The 22324-nt window shown below is 64.5% G+C and carries 20 protein-coding genes, 1 tRNA gene and 1 other RNA gene; 14 read left to right on the top strand and 8 right to left on the bottom strand.

The genetic code is table 11. From position 1 onward, the window contains the following. Positions 1-13 precede the first annotated feature (13 nt). Complete coding sequence (locus KPL76_RS13265) at positions 14-1381, bottom strand: nicotinate phosphoribosyltransferase (RefSeq protein ID WP_216333959.1); 1368 nt, start codon at positions 1379-1381, stop codon at positions 14-16. Between the two features lie 128 nt (positions 1382-1509). Between KPL76_RS13265 and murI the strand changes: the two genes are divergently transcribed. From murI to KPL76_RS13245, 4 genes are all read left to right on the top strand, one after another. Next, complete coding sequence (gene murI / locus KPL76_RS13260) at positions 1510-2349, top strand: glutamate racemase (RefSeq protein WP_216333958.1); 840 nt, start codon at positions 1510-1512, stop codon at positions 2347-2349. A gap of 58 nt (positions 2350-2407) precedes the next feature. Further along, entirely contained in the window at positions 2408-3163 is a 756-nt protein-coding gene (gene rph, locus KPL76_RS13255; protein ID WP_216333957.1) for a ribonuclease PH, read from the top strand. 13 nt (positions 3164-3176) lie between these two features. Continuing rightward, complete coding sequence (locus KPL76_RS13250; RefSeq protein WP_216333956.1) at positions 3177-3842, top strand: non-canonical purine NTP pyrophosphatase; 666 nt, start codon at positions 3177-3179, stop codon at positions 3840-3842. A 106-nt stretch (positions 3843-3948) separates the two neighbouring features. Further along, on the top strand, positions 3949-4872 hold the full coding sequence (locus KPL76_RS13245; protein WP_216333955.1) for a cation diffusion facilitator family transporter: 924 nt from the start codon (positions 3949-3951) through the stop codon (positions 4870-4872). Positions 4873-4935: 63 nt separating this feature from the next. Here KPL76_RS13245 and KPL76_RS13240 read toward each other — a convergent pair whose 3' ends face one another. The 3 genes from KPL76_RS13240 to KPL76_RS13230 form a co-directional block, all read right to left on the bottom strand. Next, complete coding sequence (locus KPL76_RS13240; RefSeq protein ID WP_216336495.1) at positions 4936-5688, bottom strand: DedA family protein; 753 nt, start codon at positions 5686-5688, stop codon at positions 4936-4938. A 73-nt stretch (positions 5689-5761) separates the two neighbouring features. Next, positions 5762-5843, bottom strand: a tRNA-Leu gene (locus tag KPL76_RS13235). 72 nt (positions 5844-5915) lie between these two features. Beyond that, positions 5916-7205, bottom strand: coding sequence for an MFS transporter (locus tag KPL76_RS13230; RefSeq protein WP_216333954.1), 1290 nt, complete (start codon positions 7203-7205; stop codon positions 5916-5918). A gap of 117 nt (positions 7206-7322) precedes the next feature. Between KPL76_RS13230 and prfB the strand changes: the two genes are divergently transcribed. The 6 genes from prfB (at position 7323) to KPL76_RS13200 (ending at position 13396) form a co-directional block, all read left to right on the top strand. Beyond that, positions 7323-8429 (top strand): peptide chain release factor 2, encoded by a 1107-nt coding sequence (prfB, locus tag KPL76_RS13225; RefSeq protein ID WP_216336493.1) that lies wholly within the window; start codon positions 7323-7325, stop codon positions 8427-8429. Positions 8430-8576: 147 nt separating this feature from the next. Then, on the top strand, positions 8577-9899 hold the full coding sequence (ftsE, locus tag KPL76_RS13220) for a cell division ATP-binding protein FtsE (RefSeq protein WP_216333953.1): 1323 nt from the start codon (positions 8577-8579) through the stop codon (positions 9897-9899). Beyond that, positions 9896-10813 (top strand): permease-like cell division protein FtsX, encoded by a 918-nt coding sequence (gene ftsX / locus KPL76_RS13215; protein WP_216333952.1) that lies wholly within the window; start codon positions 9896-9898, stop codon positions 10811-10813. Before ftsE ends, ftsX begins: the two co-directional genes overlap by 4 nt. A gap of 66 nt (positions 10814-10879) precedes the next feature. Further along, the gene (smpB, locus tag KPL76_RS13210) at positions 10880-11356 is read left to right on the top strand and encodes an SsrA-binding protein SmpB (protein WP_188677527.1); all 477 of its coding nucleotides are present in this window, start codon (positions 10880-10882) and stop codon (positions 11354-11356) included. A gap of 139 nt (positions 11357-11495) precedes the next feature. After that, positions 11496-12530 carry an ATP-binding cassette domain-containing protein gene (locus tag KPL76_RS13205; RefSeq protein ID WP_216333951.1) on the top strand — a complete coding sequence of 345 codons (1035 nt, stop codon included), beginning with the start codon at positions 11496-11498 and terminating at the stop codon, positions 12528-12530. Next, on the top strand, positions 12527-13396 hold the full coding sequence (locus KPL76_RS13200; RefSeq protein ID WP_216333950.1) for an ABC transporter permease: 870 nt from the start codon (positions 12527-12529) through the stop codon (positions 13394-13396). Before KPL76_RS13205 ends, KPL76_RS13200 begins: the two co-directional genes overlap by 4 nt. Before the next feature lie 45 nt (positions 13397-13441). Here KPL76_RS13200 and KPL76_RS13195 read toward each other — a convergent pair whose 3' ends face one another. Further along, positions 13442-14371 (bottom strand): SDR family NAD(P)-dependent oxidoreductase, encoded by a 930-nt coding sequence (locus tag KPL76_RS13195; protein WP_216333949.1) that lies wholly within the window; start codon positions 14369-14371, stop codon positions 13442-13444. A 135-nt stretch (positions 14372-14506) separates the two neighbouring features. Between KPL76_RS13195 and KPL76_RS13190 the strand changes: the two genes are divergently transcribed. Further along, positions 14507-15559 carry an isopenicillin N synthase family oxygenase gene (locus KPL76_RS13190; RefSeq protein WP_216333948.1) on the top strand — a complete coding sequence of 351 codons (1053 nt, stop codon included), beginning with the start codon at positions 14507-14509 and terminating at the stop codon, positions 15557-15559. 75 nt (positions 15560-15634) lie between these two features. Beyond that, positions 15635-16031, top strand: a transfer-messenger RNA (tmRNA) gene (ssrA, locus tag KPL76_RS13185). A gap of 113 nt (positions 16032-16144) precedes the next feature. Here ssrA and KPL76_RS13180 read toward each other — a convergent pair. Next, entirely contained in the window at positions 16145-16750 is a 606-nt protein-coding gene (locus KPL76_RS13180; RefSeq protein ID WP_216333947.1) for a phosphoribosyltransferase family protein, read from the bottom strand. Positions 16751-16823: 73 nt separating this feature from the next. Further along, a complete protein-coding gene (locus KPL76_RS13175; RefSeq protein WP_216333946.1) occupies positions 16824-18941 on the bottom strand; it encodes an MMPL family transporter in 2118 nt (705 codons plus the stop codon). A gap of 70 nt (positions 18942-19011) precedes the next feature. On the opposite strand from KPL76_RS13175, the gene KPL76_RS13170 reads away from it, so the two are divergent. Together KPL76_RS13170 and KPL76_RS13165 are read left to right on the top strand one after the other, a co-directional pair. Then, entirely contained in the window at positions 19012-19506 is a 495-nt protein-coding gene (locus tag KPL76_RS13170; RefSeq protein WP_253202042.1) for a MarR family winged helix-turn-helix transcriptional regulator, read from the top strand. 109 nt (positions 19507-19615) lie between these two features. Next, positions 19616-20995, top strand: coding sequence for an amidohydrolase family protein (locus KPL76_RS13165; RefSeq protein ID WP_216333945.1), 1380 nt, complete (start codon positions 19616-19618; stop codon positions 20993-20995). A gap of 39 nt (positions 20996-21034) precedes the next feature. Here KPL76_RS13165 and KPL76_RS13160 read toward each other — a convergent pair whose 3' ends face one another. Then, positions 21035-22231 carry a MarP family serine protease gene (locus KPL76_RS13160; protein ID WP_216333944.1) on the bottom strand — a complete coding sequence of 399 codons (1197 nt, stop codon included), beginning with the start codon at positions 22229-22231 and terminating at the stop codon, positions 21035-21037. Positions 22232-22324 lie beyond the last annotated feature (93 nt).

Genomic DNA, 22324 nt, shown 5'->3' with positions numbered 1-22324 from the left:
AGTTCAGAGACGCTCAGCCCACATACTCGGTCGGGATGATCGGCTCTCCGCCCCTGGCGAGACGCAGTCCCTGCTCCGGCAGTTCTGCGATGGCAGCAGCATGATATTCGCGTGCGCGACTCACGCCCGTGGCACCGGTGAACGAGTCGTCGATCTGGCCGTCGGTCACCAAGGTCTGGGTCAGTTGGCGGCCCGCAGCGGTGATCGTCGGAGATGAGCCCGCCGTGGTTGAACCCGTCGGAGATGAACCCGTCGGAGATGAACCCGGTGAAGCGGTGCCCACGTAGAGCACCTCGGCCGTGGCCGTTCCGTCGTGCCCAAGCCGACGGAACGCGACCTTGCGGCCGCCGACAGTGGCCTTGTTTGCCGAGCGTTTGGCCACGGGAATCCATCGGCCGGAATCGTCGGTGTGGGCGACGAGCTTGTAGACCATGCCGGCGGCGACCGAGCCGGAGCCTGTGACGAGCGACGTGCCCACTCCGTACGAATCCACCGGCGATGCCGCGAGAGCAGCGATGGTGTACTCGTCAAGGTCGTTGGTGACGGTGATCTTCGTAGTGGTGTTGCCGAGAGCATCGAGCCTGGCCCGCACCGATGCAACAAGGGCCGGAAGGTCTCCGGAGTCCAGGCGTACTGCTCCAAGCTCAGGACCTGCGACGGCGACGGCGAGTTCGGCGCCCGCGGCGACGTCATAGGTGTCGATCAACAGCGTCGTGCCTGGCCCCATGGTGCTCACTTGCGACCGGAAGGCCTGCTCTTCGGTGTCGTGGAGGAGGGTGAAGGCGTGGGCGGCGGTTCCCATCGTGGGAATGCCCCACGTTCGGCCGGCCTCGAGGTTCGACGTGGCCTGGAATCCGGCAATGTACGCGGCCCGCGCTGCCGCCACGGCCGAGTGTTCGCCTGTGCGACGTGAACCCATCTCTGCGAGCGGGCGGCCATGGGCTGCGGAGACCATTCGGGCAGCAGCACTCGCAACGGAGGAGTCGTAGTTGAACACGCTCAGGATCATGGTTTCGAGGATCACGCCCTCGGCGAACGACGACTCGACCGTCAGGATCGGTGACCCGGGGAAGTACAGTTCACCCTCGAGGTACCCGGTGATCGTGCCCCTGAAACGGTACCCAGCCAACCACTCGAGTGTGTGCGCACCCACGATGTTGTTGTCGGCGAGCCACTGGAGTTCAGGTTCGCCGAAGCGGAAATCCCGGATGAGTTCGAGCACGCGGCCTGTCCCGGCCACGACGCCATAGCGACGGTCGTGGGGGAGGGTGCGGGCAAAGACCTCGAACAGGCTGCGGCGGTGCGCAGTGCCGTCGCGCAGGGCCGCATCGAGCATCGTCAGTTCGTAACGGTCGGTGAGAAGTGCTGTCGAAGTACCCACCATCGAAGCCTACTGGCCCGGGGTGGCCGGTCGGAGTGTGCGCCGGGTGAGCGCCAGAAACCATCGAACGGCCGAGTCGGTCTGCGCGCGCCCCCCGCTTGGAGGAAGGGAAGGTAGGCTGTGTGGCTGTGAGCGACGCACCCATTGGCATCTTCGATTCCGGGGTCGGCGGGCTCACCGTTGCCCGATCGATCAGGGACCAGCTGCCCAGGGAATCGCTTCTCTATGTGGGGGATACCGCCCATTCGCCGTACGGGCCGCGGCCCCTGGCCGAAGTGCGGCAGTTCGCGCTGGCTGTTCTCGACGATCTGGTCGCCCAGGGTGTCAAGATGCTCGTGATCGCCTGCAATACGGCGTCGGCCGCCATGCTCCGCGACGCGCGGGAGCGGTACTCGGTGCCGGTGATCGAGGTGATCCAGCCCGCAGTCCGTGCCGCGGTCACTGCCACGCGCAACAACAGGGTCGGTGTCATCGGCACGGTCGGCACGATCAATTCACGCGCCTACAACGATGCCTTCGCGGCGGCGCCGCACCTCGAGCTGGTGACACAGGCATGCCCCCGGTTCGTCGACTTCGTCGAAGCAGGCGACACGTCGAGCCCCGAGCTTCTGGCTGTCGCTGCCGAGTACCTCGCACCCCTGAAGCGGGCGGGGGTCGACACAGTGGTGCTCGGATGCACCCATTACCCCTTTTTGAAGGGTGCCATCCGCGTGGTGATGGGAGCCGGCGTCACACTGGTCTCCAGCGACACCGAGACGGCCAACGATGTCTATCGCGAGCTTGTGGAGCAGGGCATCCAGCGCGTGGCGCCCGGCGAACCAAGCTACCGCTATGAAGCAACGGGCGAGAGCGCTGACGAGTTCCTCCGACTTGCGCACCGCTTTCTCGGGCCGGAAGTGTCTGCTGTCGATCTCGTGGAGACCGGCGTGATCTCGCTTCCGCCCTTGTTCGCCACACCGCCGGCCTAGCGCCGACCCGCTGATTCGCCCCCCACCCCGACCCTGCTCGCACCCTGGAGAAGAACTCATGACCGACACCTCATCTGCACCCCTGGTGCGCCACGACGGCCGTGCTGTCGCAGACCTCCGGAACGTCACCATCGAGCGGGGCTGGAGCACTCAGGCGGAGGGATCCGCCCTCATCTCGTTCGGCAACACGAAAGTGCTCTGCACTGCTTCGTTCACGAACGGCGTTCCCCGCTGGATGTCGGGCAAGGGCAAGGGCTGGGTCACAGCGGAATACGCCATGCTGCCGCGCTCCACCAACAGCCGTATGGACCGCGAGGCCGTGAAGGGGAAGATCGGCGGGCGCACACACGAGATCTCGCGACTCATCGGGCGCTCGCTGCGAGCCGTCGTCGACATGAAGGCACTGGGTGAGAACACGATCGTGATCGACTGCGATGTCCTCCAGGCCGACGGAGGCACTCGCACAGCGGCCATCACGGGCGCCTATGTCGCCCTGGTCGACGCAATCGAGTGGGCCCGCGAGAAGAAGTTCATCGGCCAGAAGTCGAAGCCCTTGATCGACAGCGTGTCTGCGGTGTCCGTCGGCATCATCGACGGCACTCCGATGCTCGATCTGGCCTACGTCGAAGACGTTCGGGCCGAAACCGACATGAACGTCGTCGTCACCGGCAGGGGGCTCTTCGTCGAGGTGCAGGGCACGGCTGAAGGTGCTCCGTTCGACCGGTCAGAGCTGAATTCCCTGCTCGATCTCGCGCTCGTCGGCACCGCAGAACTCGAGCGGCTGCAGCTGCTCGCTCTCGGATCCGAAGCCTGAGCGAGAACCGACAGTGAGCGTGCGTATCGTTCTGGCCACCCACAACCAGCACAAGGTCGACGAGTTCCAGAAGATCCTCGGTGCACGGCTGCCTGAGCTCGAGATCGTGCGTTACGACGGCCCGGAGCCGGTCGAAGACGGGGTGACCTTTGCCGCCAATGCCCTGATCAAGGCCAGGGCTGCCGCTGTGCACACCGGGCTGCCCGCCCTGGCCGACGACTCGGGACTGTGCGTAGACGTCCTTGGGGGTGCGCCCGGCATCTTCTCGGCCCGCTGGGCAGGCCACGGCAAGGGAGACGTGGCGAACCGTGACCTTCTCCTGGACCAGTTGGCCGACCTCCACGATGAAGACCGGGGCGCTGCCTTCGCCTGCACGATTGCGCTTGTCGTCCCTGCGGGCGTACACAGCTCACAGATCAATGAGCACGGCTCACAGGTCGAACACGGCGTACCGGATGCTGAACCCGTCGAGCGCGTCGCGACGGGCCTCTGGCGTGGCTCCCTGGTCCGCAGCTCCCGTGGCGCGAACGGCTTCGGCTACGACCCCATCTTCGTTCCCGAGGGTCTCAGCGTCACGGCTGCCGAGTTGACGGCCGAGGAGAAGAACGCCCGGAGCCACAGGGCACTGGCATTCGAGAACCTGATCCCGCTACTGAGAATGAGCGTCATTCCCAACTAGAGCGACCCGGTTCGGCGCGCTGGCCAATTCGGCTCCGCCTGCCTAGTCTGGGGCCGTGACTCTTGTCTCAGAGGCGTCACATCGACGAGCGAGGTCTGGCACGAGAATGAGTGGGCACGAAGCAGGGCACAGCCACGCAAGCGGCTCCACCAACCGTGCACGTCTCGGCATAGCGATCGCGATCGTCTCCGTCGTGCTCATCCTCGAGGTCGGTGGCGCGATCGTCAGCGGCTCGCTGGCCCTGCTCGCCGATGCCGGGCACATGCTCTCCGACCTGTTCGGGCTCATCATCGCCCTCATCGCCTCGATCATCGCGCTGCGCCCAGCGTCAGACCGGCACACGTTCGGCTTCCAGCGCGCAGAGGTGCTTGCGGCGTTGCTCAACGGAGTGATTCTTGTCGGTGTTGCGGTCTACGTCGCCGTTGAGGGGGTGACCCGGCTCCTGAACCCCGGCACTGATCACGTGCAGGGCGGCACGATGCTGGTCATCGCGGGTGTCGGGCTCGTTGCCAACGTGTCGGCGCTGCTGGTGTTGCGCGGTGGCGATACGAAGTCCTACAACATGCGGGGAGCGTACCTCGAGGTGCTCGGCGACACGCTCGGGTCCCTGGCTGTGATCGTTGCCGCCATCGTGATCCTCACCACGGGATTCGTCGCCGCTGACGCTCTTGCCTCTCTTGCCATCGCTGCGATGATCGTGCCGCGCGCCTTCGTACTGATCCGAGACGTGGTCGGCGTTCTCGTGCAGTCGGTTCCCCGGGAGACCGACGTGCAGCAGATCCGCGACCACATCCTGCGGACCCCCGGCGTGCTCGAGGTTCACGACGTGCACGTGTGGGCCATCACGTCGGGGGAGCCGGTCTTCTCGGCGCACGTGGTCGTCGACAGCAGCGTCTTCGTCGACGGCACGACGGGAGCGGTGCTCGACCAGCTCTCCGAGTGCCTCGCCGAGCACTTCGACGTGGAGCACTCGACCTTCCAGCTCGAACCGGCTGAGCACGCGGGGCACGAACCCGGGCAGCATCGCTGAGCCACTTCCCGCAACCGGGAGCGGTAGTCACTCGCTGGGCAGGATGATCGCCAAGCGTTGAACTCAGTCGGCGGCGTGTCCCTTGCCTGGCCGGCGGTTGAAGACCTCGGGGTCGAGCAGCAGTTCTTCGGCTGCCCCGGTGGCCTCGACGGCGTCTGCGTCGGCAGCAGAGGCCAGCTTCTTCGACTTGCGGGCCGACATGACAGTGTGCAGAACGGTGGGGACCAGCGTGATCACGACAACGGCGAGCAACACGACATCGATGTACTTCGCGGTGAAGTCGGCGACAACCGGGATCTGGCCGAGGAAGTACCCGAGCATGACGAATCCGCCACCCCAGATGATGGCACCGATCGCGTTGTAGAGGCTGTACTTGCGGTAGTCCATGCGCCCGACGCCGGCAGCGACCGGGGCGAAGGTGCGCACGACCGGCACGAATCGTGCGATGACGACGGCAAAGCCGCCGAACCGTTCGAAGAACGCATTCGTGCGTTCGACGTTCTTGATGCTGAAGAACCCGGATTCCTTGCGTTCGAAGATGCGTGGACCTGCCTTGCGGCCGATCAGGTACCCGGCCTCACCACCGATGAATGCCGCGAGGGCGATGGCGGGGGCCACGAAGTAGATCGGGACGCCGATCGTTCCGGTGAAGGTGAGCAGCCCGGTGAAGAAGAGCAGCGTGTCGCCAGGAAGCACGAATCCGACCAGGAGCCCGGTTTCAGCGAAGATGATGAAGCAGATGCCGAGCAGCGCCCAGGGGCCGAACGCGTTGATCAGCGTCGTGGGGTCGAGAAACGGTATGAGTGCGGTGTGCAACGTCAAACTCCAGTCGTCGTGCGGCCGGTTGGTCAGTGCCTGCGCCGGAGGAATCGACGCAGCCTGTGGCGCGTGCGGGAGAAGGGACTTGAACCCTCACGCTCGAAAGCACAGGTACCTAAAACCTGCGTGTATACCAATTTCACCACTCCCGCGGAGAACACCCCCAGTGTAATGGGTGCGTTCACGGGGGGACTGTGTTGGTGCGGGCCCTGCGAGCCTGCGGGTTATTCGGGGGGTGTGGGGGCGAGCATCCGGCGGCCGTTTCGGGGCCCCTTGCGAGGGCCGTCGCGGGGATCGCCTCCCGGGGCATAACGCGGTACGTACCGGAGCAGCACTCCTGCCCCCACGAACCCGAGAAGTCCGAGAACAGCGGCAGCCAGTGGCAGCGAGGCGACGGCAACGACGAGCGAGATCACCAAGGGCGCACCGGCCGTACCGAGGTCGCCCGTGAAGCGGAACGCACCGAGGAACGGCGCAGGGTCATCGGGTGGCGCGAGGTCGGCGCCGAGGGTCATGACGATTCCGCTGCCGATGCCGTTCGAAATGCCCAGCACGATCGTGAGCACAATGAACCAGATGAGTGCCGCAGGCAGGTCGTGCGTCAGCGAGAGGGTGATGAGCGCGACGCCCATCCCCAGCATCGACGGAATGACACTGAAGAGCCGCCCGAACCTGTCCATGATCTGGCCGCTGGTGTAGAAGAGGGCGAAGTCCAGGGCGCCGCCGACGCCGATGATCAGCGCCGTGCTGCTCTCGCTGAGCCCGAGGCTCACGGCCCAGAGCGGCAGGATGATCATCCGTGCCGCCCTCAGACCCATGACGAGGGCCACACCACTGCCGATGCGCGCCAGAAGCCCTCTGTACCCCCAGAGCGTCTTCACAAGACCAGAGGACTCTTCGGCGATGCACTCACCGCCCACGTCGGGGAGGCTGAGTTTCTCGATCGGGTCAGGCACGACGATGAGCAGCACGATGATCGCGACGGCACAGACGCCTTGGATCCAGAAGACCGACTGCGAGACGCCCGTCACAGCGATGAGGCCCGCCCCGAGGAACGGCCCGATGAACCAGCCGGCACGGAAGGTGCCGCCCAGGGTCGACAGAGCCCGTGCCCGGTAGGGCTTGGGCACGAAGGTCGTGAGGAAGGCATGGCGGGCCAGCGAGAAGATCGCGGCTGCCAGCCCGAGAAAGAAGATGCCGACACCGAACACCACGGGGCTGTCGGCCAGCAGACACAGCACGACCGCGAGGATCGCGAGGGCGGCGGCGTAGATCATTGCGCGGCGCTCACCGATTCGGCTGACCACCCAGCCACTCGGGATGTCTCCCACCAGCTGCCCGAGCATCGTCATGCCCGCGATGAATCCGGCGACGGCGAGACTGGCCCCGAGGTTGCTGGCCAGAGCGGGGATGAGCGGGATGATCGCACCCTCGCCGATCGCGAACAACAGCGACGGCAACAACGCCGGCAGGGCTATCTGCCGGAAGGAGAAATCGGATTCGGCGATTGTCACACGAGCCCTTCGCCGGTTGACGATCGCCGAGGGCACAGGGAAGTCTCGGCGATAGTACACATCAGTTAAGGAGTTTACGCGGCTGGCGACCAGTAGTCGCGGGTAGGCTGGGTGACCGTGTTAGAACTCGACCTCTCTGAGCAGATCGCCGCCCTTCGTTCGACCTTCGGTGACATCAGGTCGGTGGTCGACGTCGACAGCCTTCGTGAGCAGATCGCCGAGCTGAGCGAGCAGGCGGGGGTTCCCGACCTGTGGAACGACACCGAGAAGGCGCAGAAGGTCACGAGCGCCCTCTCGCACCGGCAGGCCGAGCTTGCGAAGATCGTGAGCATCGAATCGCGACTCGACGACCTCGAGATCATGGTCGAGCTCGCCAATGACGAATCCGACGAGGAGTCGGCGACCGAGGCCAGGGCCGAGCTTGTCAGCCTCCAGAAGGTGTTGGGCGAACTCGAGGTGCAGACCCTGCTGAACGGGGAATACGACCCTCGTGCAGCCGTTGTGACGATTCGTGCGGGGGCTGGGGGAGTCGACGCCGCGGACTTCGCGGAGATGCTCATGCGCATGTACCTGCGCTGGGCCGAGCAGCACGGCCACAAGGCGACCGTTCTCGACACCAGCTACGCCGAGGAGGCGGGCATCAAGAGCGCGACCTTCGAGATCGACTCGCCATACGCCTTCGGAACACTCTCGGTCGAGGCGGGTACGCACCGGCTGGTGCGCATGAGCCCCTTCAACTCGGCGGGCAAGCGCCAGACCAGCTTTGCGGCCGTCGAGGTGGTGCCGCTGATCGAACAGACCGAGGTGGTCGAGGTGCCGGAGACCGACATCCGCGTCGACGTCTTCCGGTCATCCGGGCCAGGCGGCCAGTCGGTGAACACGACGGACTCCGCGGTCCGCATCACCCACTTGCCGACGGGCATCGTGGTGAGCTGCCAGAACGAGAAGAGCCAGATCCAGAACCGCGCCGCAGCGCTTCGCGTTCTGCAGTCACGGCTGTTGCTTCTGCAGCGCGAACAGGAGAACGCGACCAAGAAGGAGCTCGCCGGAAACATCACGGCGAGCTGGGGCGACCAGATGCGCAGCTATGTGCTCGCGCCGTACCAGATGGTGAAAGACCTTCGCACGGACTACGAGGAGGGCAACCCCTCGCACGTGTTCGACGGAGACATCGACGGGTTCATCTCCGCGGGCATCCGCTGGCGCAAGCGCAAGATCGAGTAAGCGAGCGCGGCGTGCGCCCTGAACGGGCGCTCGCTTTGAGCGCGGCGCACTAGGCGCTCTGCTGCCGCACAGGGTTCTCCAAGCCTTCGCTGTTGGGCGCGTCGCTCAGGCCCGATGTGGGGCATCCTGCTTAGGCTCGACTCGATCATGATTCGATTTGACCAGGTATCCAAGATGTACAAGGGCACGGCAAAGCCGGCGCTCAACACGATCGACCTCGAGATTCTTCGGGGTGAGTTCGTTTTTCTCGTCGGCGCGTCAGGGTCGGGTAAGTCCAGTTTCCTGCGCCTCGTGCTGAAGGAAGACAGGCCGTCCAGCGGCAGCATCCACGTGCTCGGGCAGGATCTGGGGTCGATCTCCTCCCGCAAGGTGCCCTACTTCAGGCGCAACCTCGGGGTGGTCTTCCAGGACTTCCGGCTACTGCCCAACAAGAACGTGTTCGACAACGTTGCGTTCACCCTTCAGGTCATCGGCAAATCCCGGGGGTTCATCCAGGAGGCCGTGCCAGACGTGCTCGCGATGGTCGGGCTCGCTGAGAAGGCCGGCCGGCTTCCGCACGAGCTCTCCGGTGGGGAGCAGCAGCGGGTGGCCATCGCCCGCGCCGTGGTGAACAAGCCCGCCATCCTGCTCGCCGACGAGCCGACGGGCAACCTCGACCCGGTCACAAGCGCTGGCATCATGAACGTGCTCGACCGCATCAATGCGGGAGGAACGACGATCATCATGGCCACGCACGACAACGCCATCGTCGACCAGATGCAGCGCCGGGTTGTCGAACTGGTCAGCGGGCAGGTCGTCCGCGATGAGCGCCAGGGCGGCTACGGCAAGATCACCGAGATCAGCCTCCAAGACAGCGGAATGACCGCAGAGATCACCCGTCCAGACCCGCTGTCGCTGCGTATGCAGGCCACCGGAGCCATCGACCGGCCCGTGATGCCGCTCGTCGCGCCTGCACCGGTCGCCTCCCTGTCGACCGCCGCCGATGCGCGTGCTGCTGCACCTGCTGCCACCACCTCGATGCCTGCCGCAGCCTCGACGTCTGCCGCCACCTCGACGTCTGCCGCAGCCTCGACGTCTGCCACCACCTCGGCGCCTGCCACCACCTCGATGCCTGCGGCAGCCGTGCCGGCCTTCATCGGTGGGGTCACAGCCACTCCGGTGCCATCGGCGACACCGTCACGCGCCGTTCCTGTTGTTCCGCGGGTGCCCGTGGTGTCTGCATCCACCATTTCCCCGTCACCGGGTCATCCCGCCGCAGAAGACCCGGCCTCGCGGTCAGGAGGTGTCGATGATCCGTCCTCCGACGCTCACGGTGGTGAATCACCCGAGCCAGACTCCGCAGTATCCGGCACGGCGCCAGAAGACGACCTGGCGACGGCCTCACTGAGCCTCGCCGAGAAGCTCGGGCTGCGTGCCCCGGGCGACAGGCATGACCCGACCGCCGACCAGAAGGTGGGGCCCACCTCGTGAGACTCGCACTGATCCTCGGTGAGGTCGGCACGGGCCTCCGCCGCAACATGTCCATGGTCGTCTCGGTTGTCCTCGTGACCTTCATCTCGCTGACCTTCGTCGGTGCCGCCATCCTGCTGCAGATGCAGATCGGCCAGATGAAGGGCTACTGGTACGACAAGGCCCAGGTCGCGGTCTATATGTGCACTGCGACCTCCAGCAGTGCCAACTGCGCCAACGGTGAGGCCACTCCCGATCAGATCGCCGCCGTCGACGCCCAACTCAAAGGCTCGACGCTCGCGCCCTTCATCAAGACCTACGACTTCGAGAACCACGAGCAGGCCTACGAGAAATTCAAGGCGCAGTTCGCGGGAAATGACGTCGCCCGGTACGTCACCGCCGATCTGCTGAACCAGACGTTCTGGATCAACATGGTCGACCCCCAACAGTCAGAGGTTCTGGTCGAGAGCCTGACGACGGCTCCCGGGGTCGACTCAGTGGTCGACCAGCGAAGTTATCTCGAGCAGATCTTCTCGATACTCAACGCGGCGAGCTACACGGCAATCGGCATCGCTGCCCTCATGCTCGTCGCCGCGGTGCTGCTCATCGCCACCACCATCAGGCTCTCCGCGTTCTCACGGCGTCGGGAGATCGGCATCATGAGGCTCGTGGGCGCGTCGAACAGGTTCATCCAGACGCCCTTCATTCTTGAAGGCGTCATCGCAGCTGTGGTGGGTTCAGTGCTCGCAGGCGCGACGGTGTGGGCGATCGTGCACTTCTTCGTCGAGGGGTACCTGCAGAAGAACCTGCCGCTCACCGCCTTCGTCACGGTCCAGGATGCCCTGGTGATCGTTGCTCCCATCCTGCTCGTGCTCGGGGTGGTCCTGGCGGCCATCTCGGCGAAGTTCGCCATCACGCGGTACCTCAAGGTCTAGCTAACCCGCACAATCGGATAGACTGGTGGGCTGCCAGCAACACCACCACCAGAGCCAGGAGTCATCGTGCCACGCGAACGCGGAGAGAAGGTCGTCGCGACCAACCGCAAGGCGCGCCACGACTACACCATCGAAGACACCTATGAAGCGGGGCTCGTGCTCACGGGCACCGAGGTCAAGTCGTTGCGGGCCGGCCGGGCATCCCTCGTCGACGGCTACGGCTACATCGACGGCGGAGAGGCGTGGCTCGATGCTGTGCACATCCCGGAATTCAACCAGGGCAGCTGGAACAACCACCCGCCGCGCCGTAAGCGCAAGATGCTGTTGCACAAGGCGCAGATCCTGAAGATCCACAACAAGGTCAAAGAGGGCGGGTACACCCTCGTTCCCCTGCGGCTCTACTTCAGCGACGGTCGGGCGAAAGTCGAACTCGCGGTGGCGAAGGGCAAGCGGGAGTATGACAAGCGCCAGACGCTGCGCGAGCGGCAGGACAAGCGCGAGGCCGACAGGGCGATGGGAACGCAACGCAACCTGGGCGACTGACCCTCTCTGTCAGATCAACGCTCACCCGCCCCGATTGTACGCATGCCAAAAGTTGCGCGGTGACGTTTTCGCAGTGAACATCTCATCGTGATTGTGAGTGTTCCTTGCGAATGTCGGAGGCTGTGGTTATCGTCTCGGCATGACGTACATCACGGCAGAGAACCTTGAGAAGGTCTACACGCCACGGGGCGCGCCGCCCGTTCATGCTCTCGACGGCCTGACTCTCTCCGTACCGCAGGGCACCATCACGGCGTTGCTCGGGCCGAACGGCGCAGGCAAGACGACCACCGTGAAGGTGCTCACGACGCTGATCAGGCCGGATTCCGGCGTTGCGATGATCGGGGGTGTCGATGTGGCGAAACACCCCGAGCGCATCCGGCCGATCATCGGCGTCTCCGGTCAGTACGCGGCGGTCGACGAGAACCTGACCGGGTTCGAGAACCTCGACATGGTGGGGCGGCTCTACCACCTCGGTGCGAAGCAGTCCCGAGCCAGGGCCACAGAATTGATCGAGCTCTTCGACCTCACAGAGGCGCAGAACCGACCGGTCAAGGGCTTCTCCGGTGGCATGCGGCGTCGCATCGACCTCGCGGGTGCCCTCGTCACGCGGCCCCAGGTGCTCTTCCTCGACGAGCCGACCACGGGCCTTGACCCCCGCAGCAGGCTCGGCATGTGGGACATCATCAACTCCCTGGTCGGTGAGGGCACGACGGTTCTGCTCACCACCCAATACCTCGAAGAGGCCGATCAACTCGCCGACAGCATCTCCGTCGTCGATGACGGCAAGGTGATCGCCGAAGGCACGGCAGACGAGCTCAAGGCGTCGATCGGCGGCCAACGGGTGGAGATCAATCTCGTCACGGCGACCGACACCGCGGCGGCGGTCCAGATCCTGTGTCGCCACGGCTCCGGTGAGCCCGTGGTGTCGAGTGAGGGCCGAAGCCTCACTGTCGGGGCGATAGACGCGCCCGCGGTCCTGCAGGTCGTCCTCGGCGAATTCGGTCGGGAGAACATCGAATTGTTCGACGCGGGCATGAGGCGCCCAACACTCGATGACGTGTTCCTGCGACTGACCGGCCACGCAGCGACCGCGGTAGACGATGACAGCGACGATCAGTCCGGCGGCGATGGCAAGAAGACGAAAGCGAAATCGAAAGCAGCGGTGAAGTCATGACCACGATCCACACCCAGACTGGTGCTCCATCGACAGCGCGGCTGCAGCCCGAAACCGCATCAGGAACGGCGTTCGGCCACTTTTTCAGCGACGGCTGGATCACCACCCGCCGCAACCTGATCAAGATCAAGCGCGTTCCCGACATCCTGGTCTTCACACTGCTTCAGCCGATCATGTTCGTTCTGCTGTTCAGTTACGTCTACTCCGGTGTGATCTCCATTCCGGGCAGCAGCTATACCGAGTTCATCATGGCGGGCATCTTCGCCCAGACCGTGGTCTTCGGATCGACCTATTCCGGGTCGGCAATGGCGCAAGACCTGAAAGACGGCATCATCGACCGTTTCAGAACCTTGCCGATGAGTCCGTCGGCCGTGTTGGTCGGGCGCACGAACGGCGACCTGATCATCAACAGCATCTCGATGGTCGTGATGATGACCACGGGGTTCATCGTGGGGTGGCGGGTGCGGTCGAGTTTCTTCGAGGCCGTCGCTGCGGTGGGGCTCCTGTTGCTGTTCGCCTACGCTCTCTCGTGGCTGATGGCCTTCGTCGGCATGAGCGTCAGAAGCCCCGAGATCATCAACAACGTGTCGTTCCTGATTCTGTTCCCACTGACGTTCATCTCGAACGCGTTCGTGCCCTCCGACACACTTCCCACGCCGCTTCGCATCTTCGCCGAGTACAACCCTGTCTCGGCACTGGTGCAGGCAGCCCGGCAACTCTTCGGCAACGTTCCTGCCGGCACTCCCGTGCCCGACGTCTGGACGCAGCAGTACCCGATCCTCGCCGTGCTGATCGGCATAGCCGTCATGTTGCTCGTGTTCGTGCCGCTGAGCATCCGGAAGTTCGCCTCGATCACGACGCGGTGACACCTGCCTTGCCGGCACCGTGGCCAGCAGCGAGGTCGCCTCGGATTACAGGGAGAGTGCTCTGCCCGTCATCGTCTCGGCCATCGCCCACAGCTCACTGGCCGTTCGAATGTCTCGGGCCCGGTTGCGGGCACGCACCACGGCGGGGTCGCCCTTGAGCTGCCGCCAGCCGTCGGGCCCCCAGTACTCGCCGCCGCGGGCAACCGGGTCAGCCACCGCTCGAACGATGGGCAAGGCGCCGGCGTCTTTCCCCTGAGCGAATGGATCAAGGGCCGTGCGTACGAGCGCGTTGTACCGCCCGCTCTTGGCGATACCCGGTCGCTCGGCACTGAGGCCGTCGAGCGCGAAGCCCGGGTGGGCCACGAGGCTGCGGGTCGACAGTCCTGCGGACTGAAGTCGTCGGTCGAGCTCGAACCCGATCAGCATCGCCGCAAGTTTTGACCGGCCGTAGGCTCTGAAGCTTCGGTAGTCGACCTCGCTCATGACATCGGCGAGATCCATTTCGAAGAACTCGTGGCTGATGCTGCCGAGTGAGACGACGCGTGAACCCGGTGTTGCGAGCAGTGTCGGCATCACGTGGGCAATCAGGGCGAAGTGGCCGAGTACGTTTGTGCCGAACATCAACTCGAAACCGTTGTCGGTGAACTGCGGCTTGGCTGAGCCGAGGACTCCGGCGTTGGCGACAAGTCCGTCGATCGGTTCGCTGCCCAGCACTGCTGCAGCCGACTCCACGGATTCGAGGTTGGCAAGGTCGAGCTTGACGAAGCTGACAGAGCCGAGGGGCGCACGCGTCAGGATCGATGCTGCCGCTGATTCGGCCTTCTGCTCGTTACGGGCCGCAAGCACGACAGAGGCACCGCGACGGGCGAGAAACTCTGAGGCCCAGTAGCCGAGACCGGCGTTGCCACCGGTGACGACGAAGCGTTTGCCTGCAAGCGAGGGGAGTTGCGCGGGAGTCCAGCGGCCGATGCTCATAGCGAAGAGAATAGTCGACCGGGTCTTGAGGCGGCTGGGGATTGTGTTGGGCCTTACGAGGCGACAGGGCTCCGGGGTTCCGGCATTCGCCAACCGTGCAATCTGTCGGAAATGATGCGCCTCTACGATGAAGGCATGACCGAAGACGTTTCTTTCGAAGTGCCCACCATCGACATCACCGCGTATGTGGCCGGTGGTGACGCGGATGCTCGTGCCGAGGTTGCACGAGACCTCGACAGGGCCTGCAGAACGGTCGGATTCATGCAGATCATCGGACACGGTGTTCCCGTACCGGTGACCGACGGACTCGCCGAGGCGATGGACTTGTTCTTCGGGCAGGATCTGGAGACGAAGAAACTCGCGACGGCTCCCACCGGCGCGAATCGCGGCTACTCGGCGCCGAAGAGTGAATCCCTGAGCCTTTCGCTGGGAGTCGAATCCGCCTCGAGGATGAACGACTTCTTCGAAGCGTTCAACATCGGTGATGCGGCGTCCCTCCACCCTGACCTCGAGCTGCCGACCTCTATCTATGCCGAGAATGTCTGGCCAGAGCTCGACGCTCGTTTCGAGACGCAGGTGCTGGCTTACTACGAAGAGGCGCGGCGCGTTGCACAGACGATGACCGTCATTTTCGAAGATGCCCTCGGCGTCGAGCACGGTTTCTTCGAGCGCGTCACCGACCATTCGATCGATGTGATGCGCATGAACAACTACGCACTTCCTGAAGGCACCGTCGATCTCGATGGAGACCTCACCGGAATGGGGGAGCACACCGACTTCGGCATCGTGACCATCCTCTGGGCTGACCAGGTCGCCGGTCTCCAGGTGCTCGGTCGCGACCGCGCCTGGCATGATGTAGCACCGGCCGATGGAGCGCTGCTGATCAACCTGGGCGACGTCACCGGCCGGTGGACGAACGACCAGTGGATGTCGACCCTTCACCGGGTCAAACCTCCGATCGTGAATGGCACCATCCAGCGGCGCCGCTCGGCGGCGTTCTTCCATGACGGTAACTTCGACGCTGTGATACAGACGATCCCGTCAACGGTCACCGAAGCGACGCCCAATCTCTACGCTCCGATCACGATCGGCGACCATATTGCGCAGAAGCTCGCTGGCTCTCGCCAGGGCAAGCTCAACGAATCCGCAGCCTGCGATGCAGAGAGAGTGAAGTCTGCGCTATACTAGAGGGCTGCACTCGATTGCTGGGTGCGGTGAAAATTCAACAGCGCGCGGTAGTGACTCAAGCTTCTGCTTGCCCGGGGGGATGATCGGTTTCGACATTGCCTGAGTGAGTGTGAGAAGCGGGTCGAGGATGCAGGGTTAACTCGTAAACGCTCTCTGCAAACTATAAGTGCCAATCAAAACAGCACTGTTCCGGCCTCCAAGGCCGCTTTCGCTCTCGCAGCCTAAGCTCCTTGTAGCCCACTAAGGAACCGTCAGACCGGGAATGCCCTCTACCCGGAGCCTGGCGTTATCTAGAGGGATTGCTTGTGTGTTTCGCCTGAGGGCACGCAGGGACTCTTACTGAGGCTGGGCTTGTCGGATTAGGTGCCAGTGGCACATTCCGGAGCCGAGTAGAACGATTTCACTGGCTACACCCGTAGAAGGCACATGACCACAGCAGTGGACCGGGGTTCAATTCCCCGCATCTCCACCATTGCCCGCGACCGCGCGTTGTTGACCAGAAGGGTCGCCCGAGAGGGCGACCCTTCTTCGGTTTCGGCTGCGGAAGGAACACTGCGGGCGAGCCATCGCGGGTCCTCTTTAGCGCTAGCGCGGGAACACAGGGATGCTGCCGAGCGCAAAGATCCTGTCGGCGTATTCGCTGAGAGGTTCTCTCCACGCATCGCTCTCCGTGAGTAGCGCGCCCACTCCCACCACGTCGGCACCCGTGGCCACAAGGAGGCGCAGCGCGGCTGCCGTCGACGAGCCGGTTGAGATCACGTCGTCGACGAAAAGCGTTCGGCGCCCGGCCACGCTCGGGATTCTGTTTCGATCGAGCAGCAACGACTGGCCGCCTTCGCTCGTGATCGCATTGACCGGTTCGCTGAGGGCATCTCGAAGATGGATCTTGCGGGTCTTCTGCAGAATGAGGTAGTCGTCGAGACCGAGGCTGCGAGTGACCTCGATGGCCAGGGGAATGCCGAGCGTCGCGGGCGCGACCACGACGTCGGGCTTCACTGCGGCGAAGTGTGCGGCCAGTTCGGCGCCAGCCGTTGCGGCAAATCTGACGCCGTGGTCGATGATCATCATCAGCGCGATCGAGAGCGAATCCGAAACCGGCACAATCGGCAGGTCGACGCTCTGGCTACCGATCTGGGCGGTGTAGACGGCGGGGATGGGTTCTGATTCGTCTTTGCTCTTCGCGTCGTTCACGTTCCAACGCTACTGTTCGCGGACGTGCCTGAATTCCTTGTCGTCGGCGTTGCATCGGGGGCGATCGACATCCCTAGTTCAGTCGGGTGGCTTTCGGCGCGTCGCCGACCGTGGGCGAGACAGCAACGGGCGAGCCTGCAGCACTAGCCGCTCCGATCTTGCTGGGCCACCAGAACCTGTCACCAGTGAGGAAGACGAGAGCCGGCACCAGAACGGTTCGCACGAGCAGGGTGTCGAGCAGAACGCCGATGCCCACGATCACGCCGATCTGGGTCAAGGCGATGATCGGCAACACGCTCAGCACGGCGAAGACCGCAGCGAGAAGGATGCCGGCACTCGTGATCACCCCACCGGTCGCTGAAAGAGCGTGGATCATTCCTTCGCGGGTACCCAGACGCAGAGACTCCTCCCTGGCCCGCGTGACGAGGAAGATGTTGTAGTCCACCCCGAGGGCCACCAGGAACAGGAAGCTGAACAGCGCGACGCTGGTATCGAAGGCCGGAATCTTGAAGACCGACGTGAAGACCAGGTTCGCCGCCCCGAGGCTGGCGAAGTAACTGGCAACCACGGTGAGAATCAGCAGAACCGGCGCGACAACAGCCCGAAGCAGAACGAGCAGCACGATGAAGACGATGGCCAGGATCAGGGGGATGATCAGGGCCTGGTCGTGGGCCGCGGCGACCCTGGTGTCGAGGGCCGTGGCATCGCTGCCGCCGACGAGCGCGGCGGATGCGGCGTTCGGAGCGTCTGCATATGCCTGCCTGAGCGTGGTGATGGTGTCGAAGGCCTGTTGGGACCCCGGCTCGGCGTCGAGTGTCACGTTCAGCTGGGTGATGGATCCAGCCGACTGGCCGGGCGTGGCCGCAGAGACGCCGGGGGTGGAGGTTGCGATCGCCAGGGCGTCAGTCACAGCATCCGTCGGCACGATCACTGCTGTCTGGGCACTCTGCCCGGCGGGGAAGGCAGCGTCGATGACCGCCTGGCCCTGGGCCGATTCGGGGTTGCCCCTGAACTGCTGAACCTGCGAGAGACCGACCGAGATGCTGAGGGTGCCGATGGCCAGAGCACTCAGAACGACGACGCTGACGATCGTGACGACGGCGGGGCGCCTCGAGACGGCGCGACCGAGTCGGGCCCAGAAGCCGTGTTCGGTCGGCGATTCGGAGCCGAACCGCGGCACGAAGGGCCAGAACAGCCCACGGCCGAAGATGACCAGGGCCGCGGGAAGAACGATGAGCGCGAAGATCATGGCGGTCACGATGCCGATCGCACAGGCGAATCCGAGCGCCCGGTTTCCTTCGAGGGAGGCGAAGAGAAGGGTGAGAAGGCTGAGAGTGACGGTGCTGCCACTGGCCAGGATCGCCGGGCCCGCGCCGCGCAGAGCCATCGACATGGCGGTGCTGCGTTTGTCGTGTTTTCGGAGTTCTTCGCGGTACCGCGCTATCAGCAACAGGGCGTAGTTGGTGCCGGCACCGAAGACGAGCACCGACAGAATGCCCGAGATCGACGCATCGACGGTGAAACCGAATACCTGGGCAAGGTCTTTGACGATCACGCTGGCGAGGGCATCTGCGGAGCCGATCACGGCGAGCGGCACCAGCCAGAGCCAGGGGCTCCGGTACGTGATGAGAAGCAGAGCCGCGACGACGATCACGGTGACGAGAAGGAGTTTGAAGTCAGCGCCCTTGAACGCCGACGCAACGTCGGCCTGGAAGCCTTCTGGCCCGGTGAGGTAGGCGTTCAGTCCGTCGGGTAGATCAGCCTGTGCGGTAGCCCTCAGGCTCGTGACGCGCTCGCCCTGAGCCGTGCTGTCTGCCACTGCTGCCAGGGGCATCGGGATGAGCGCCGCGGTGCCGTCTTCTGAGTATTGCGCCGGGGGCAACTGGCCGCTGAGTGACTCGGGAGCCAGGGCTGCGGAGCGTGCCGCGATCGCCGTCTTGTCGGCCTCTGTGAGGGGTGCCCCGCTCCGGTCGAAGACGATCAGCGCGAACCCGGCATCAGAGTTCGGGAGAGTCTTCTGAAGTTCGGCGACCTGCGCGGACTGGGTCGTGGAGGGCAGGCCGGCGGTCGGAGCGATTGTTCCCGAGCTTGCCGGAGCTGTCGCAAAGAGGATGCCCGCGGCGATGACAGCGAGTGCCAGAACGATCCACGCGGTGAACTTTCCGCTCACGAACTCAGTGATGTGGCGCATGACCCTACCCAGTCTCTTAGTACCCTGATTATTAGGCAACTTAACCGTATCAGAGCCTACAATGGTTTTCATGTCGAATCCCGCTCCCGAAGCTCCGTCTCTGTTCGACGACGGTGCCCCGGCGATGCGACAGGCCAGTATGGTCTTTCGCGAGATCCTCTCGCTCATGGGTGATTTCGATCGCGTTCTCCAGGCGCATCTCAACGTGAACAGTACCGACCTCGAGGCCATGGAGCTGCTGATCGAACGCGGCCCACTGAGCCCCACCGAACTGGCTCACGGTCTGGGCATCAGCACCGCGGCGACGACGCTGGTGATCGACAGGCTCGAGAAGGTCGGTCATGTGGGTCGTGAGGCACACCCGAGCGACCGCCGGAGTGTTCGTGTGGTTCCCACCGTCGCCTCGGTCTCGGCGACCTTTGCTGCCATTCGGCCGCTCATCTTCGGTGTCGACGCTGTGCTCGACGACTTCACGGTCTCAGAACGAGAGGCGATCGAGTCGTATCTCTCCAAGGTGGCAGGCGTCTACCGCGAGGTGATCGACCAGTCCCACCCCGCCCACTAGCACTGGCGCGGGCGTTCGCCTGTAACGTGTTCGACTCTTCGGCTCGCTAACGTGAGGGCCGCGGCTCGGCCCTGTGGGAGCCCGCAAAGCAATGGACTGCTGGAGGATCATGCCTGAACACGCCCTGACCATCATGAACGCGATCGTGATTCCGATGGCCGACGACACCTCCTGGTTCAGAGGCTGGATGACCATCGACAGTGAGGGGCGCATCAGCGACCTCGGCGAGGGTGAGGCCCCTCCGCTCCAGACCGGCGAGACGGTCGATGCCCAGGGTGCTTTCGTGGCGCCGGGGTTCGTCTCAGCGCACAGCCACATCTTCACTTCGGGCATGCGCGGAATGACCCCAGGAGACAACCTCTACGGCTGGGTCGGTACGCAATCGAGTTTCATCTCGGCCGCAGACGAAGACGACATCTACTGGTTCACGTTGCACGGCTGTCTCGACTTCATCAACAACGGCATCACCTCGGCCTACAACTTCACCGATTCTCGGGTCGTCGGCCGCTATGACCCCACCACGGACCGCCGCGAGATCTTCTCGATCAGGAGTGAGCGGTACCTCCAGCGCCAGGTCGACGCGGCCCGCGATTCCGGGCTTCGCACCGTGAACTCGATCCGTCTCGACAGCGAGTTCCAGCCGGTGGACCAGGCGTTCGGCGTGTTCGCTGACGCTGTCTCGTACGTGACGTCGGAGGTGCCGACCGCTCTCAACCTCGGCACGAGCGTCTTCGGCGCGGTTCAATGGTCGGAGGCTGCGGGTGCGGCACGCGACGAGGTGCGCGCAATGGATGCCCACGGAATCGGCAACCAGGCCCACTTTCTCGAGACCAGCGAAGCGCTCGACCAACAACGCGAGAAGTTCGGCTGGTACGAAGACGCCGGGGCCCTCCGCGAGGGATTCCTCTTCGGGCATTTCGTTCACCCCGACGCCTACATGGCCGAGAGGGCGGCGAGTTCGGGCAGCGGAATGGTGTGGCAGCCGACATCGAACGGCCGCCTCGGCTCAGGTATCGCCGACATCGTGCGGTATCGCGAGCTGGGCATGCCCATCGGCGTCGGGCTCGACGACCAGTCGTGCACTGACATCAGCGATCCCTTCCAGAACATGCGCATCGGCATGTACACCCAGCGTGCGCTGCACGAGGATGCGTCGGTCATCATGCCGCGGGACATGATGCGGCTCCACACCCTGGGTTCTGCAGAAGCACTTGGTGTGGCCGATCGCATCGGAAGTCTCGAAGTGGGAAAATTCGCCGATTTCGTGGTGGTGAACCCCTCGAATCCCGACACAGGGCCCGTGTGGGATGTGTACGCGAGCTACGCCTTCGCCTGCGGTCTGCGCAACCTTGAACGCGTGTACATCGGCGGAACTCTGGCTTCTGAAAGTGGCCGAGCCGTGCATCCTGCCGCTGGCCGCGTGTCAGACGAGCTGCACGGCAGAGTACGCGATGCGGCCGCGAAGACGGGCCTCAGGCTGGCCTGGTGAGGTCCTCAGGCTTCTGGCTTCAGGCTTCTGGGCAGAACGCTACTCGGCCTGGCAGGCCCCAGAACTGACAGGGTCGGATGCTGCGACCTGAGCCAGCACGGGCTGGATCTGGTTCAGCGTGAGGGCGTAGCCGGTGTCTGCGTCAGTGGTCGATCGCGCGAAGACGACACCGACGACGGCTCCGTCTGTGTTGAAGAGCGGGCCGCCGGAATTGCCGGGGAGGACGGTGGTGCGGAGCGAATAGATCTCGCGGGTCACGGAGGTATGACCGTAGATGTCGAGGCCTGTCGCCTGCACCACTTGCCTCACGCGGGCGGTGACGGCCTGGTAGGGGCCGTTCTCGGGGTAGCCGGCGACCACGGCGGAGTCGGAGGCAGCGAGTTCTGTACCGAGCGCGAGGGGAGCCGCGGGAAGGTTGCTGACTTCGAGCACAGCGAGGTCGCTTTCGGGGTCGAAGACGACCAGTTGCGCAGCGAGCAGGGTGTTCGATGAGCTGGTCTGCACGTAGATGTCGGAGCCACCTGCCACGACGTGCGCATTCGTGATGATGCGGTTGTCGGCGACGACCCACCCGCTGCCTTCGGAGTCGGTGTTGCAGTTCGGGGCCGACGTGAGTACCTTCACCACACTGGCCGACGCCGTGTCGACAGCGTTCGGCACGCTGGAATCGGGAGCCTGCGCCCCGGCGATGATTTCGGCACCGTTCGAGAACACCGTCGGGAATCCGGCGCTGCCGAGGGCGCTGTCGAGGGTCCCGAGCGCGGTCGTGGCCGGCACGGGAGCCAGTCGGTTGAGCGTCTGCACGATCGCCGAGGAGTTGACCATCTGTGTGGCCTGGAGTTGCCCGGTCGACAGCAGGAACCCGCCCGCGAGCCAGACGACGATCGCCCAGGCGAGCAGCCCCATGGCGGCACCGACCAAGGAATCGATGCCCCTGGCGATCCTGAGCCGGCCGATGGTGCGCCGCAGCAGAACGGCGACAGCCCCGAAGACCGAGGAGGCGATCACGATGCAGAGCACGAAGACGACGCCGGCGACGATGGAACGCTGTAGGGAGCTGGTCCACCCGTAGCCGACCAGAGCGGTCACCACGAGGGGCGACACGATCGTGGCGGCCCAGGCGCCCACGGCGATGCCCAGCAGCGAAGCGGCCGTGACGACAGCACCGCGGCCCCAGCCGGCGGCGACTGCCACCACGGCGGCGACGATGAGCACAATATCGACAGCGAGTTCCATAGGCTTCCAATCTGGTCGAAGAAGCTGGGGGATAGCTGCGCGCACCGCCGTGCCTGTGGCCATGCGCGGTACTCGTCACGTCACCACGACCCG

The organism is Subtercola sp. PAMC28395 (assembly GCF_018889995.1).
Taxonomy (GTDB): domain Bacteria; phylum Actinomycetota; class Actinomycetes; order Actinomycetales; family Microbacteriaceae; genus Subtercola.
The sequence above is the reverse complement of the archived record's forward strand: the minus strand, read 5'-3'. Positions and strand labels throughout refer to the sequence as shown.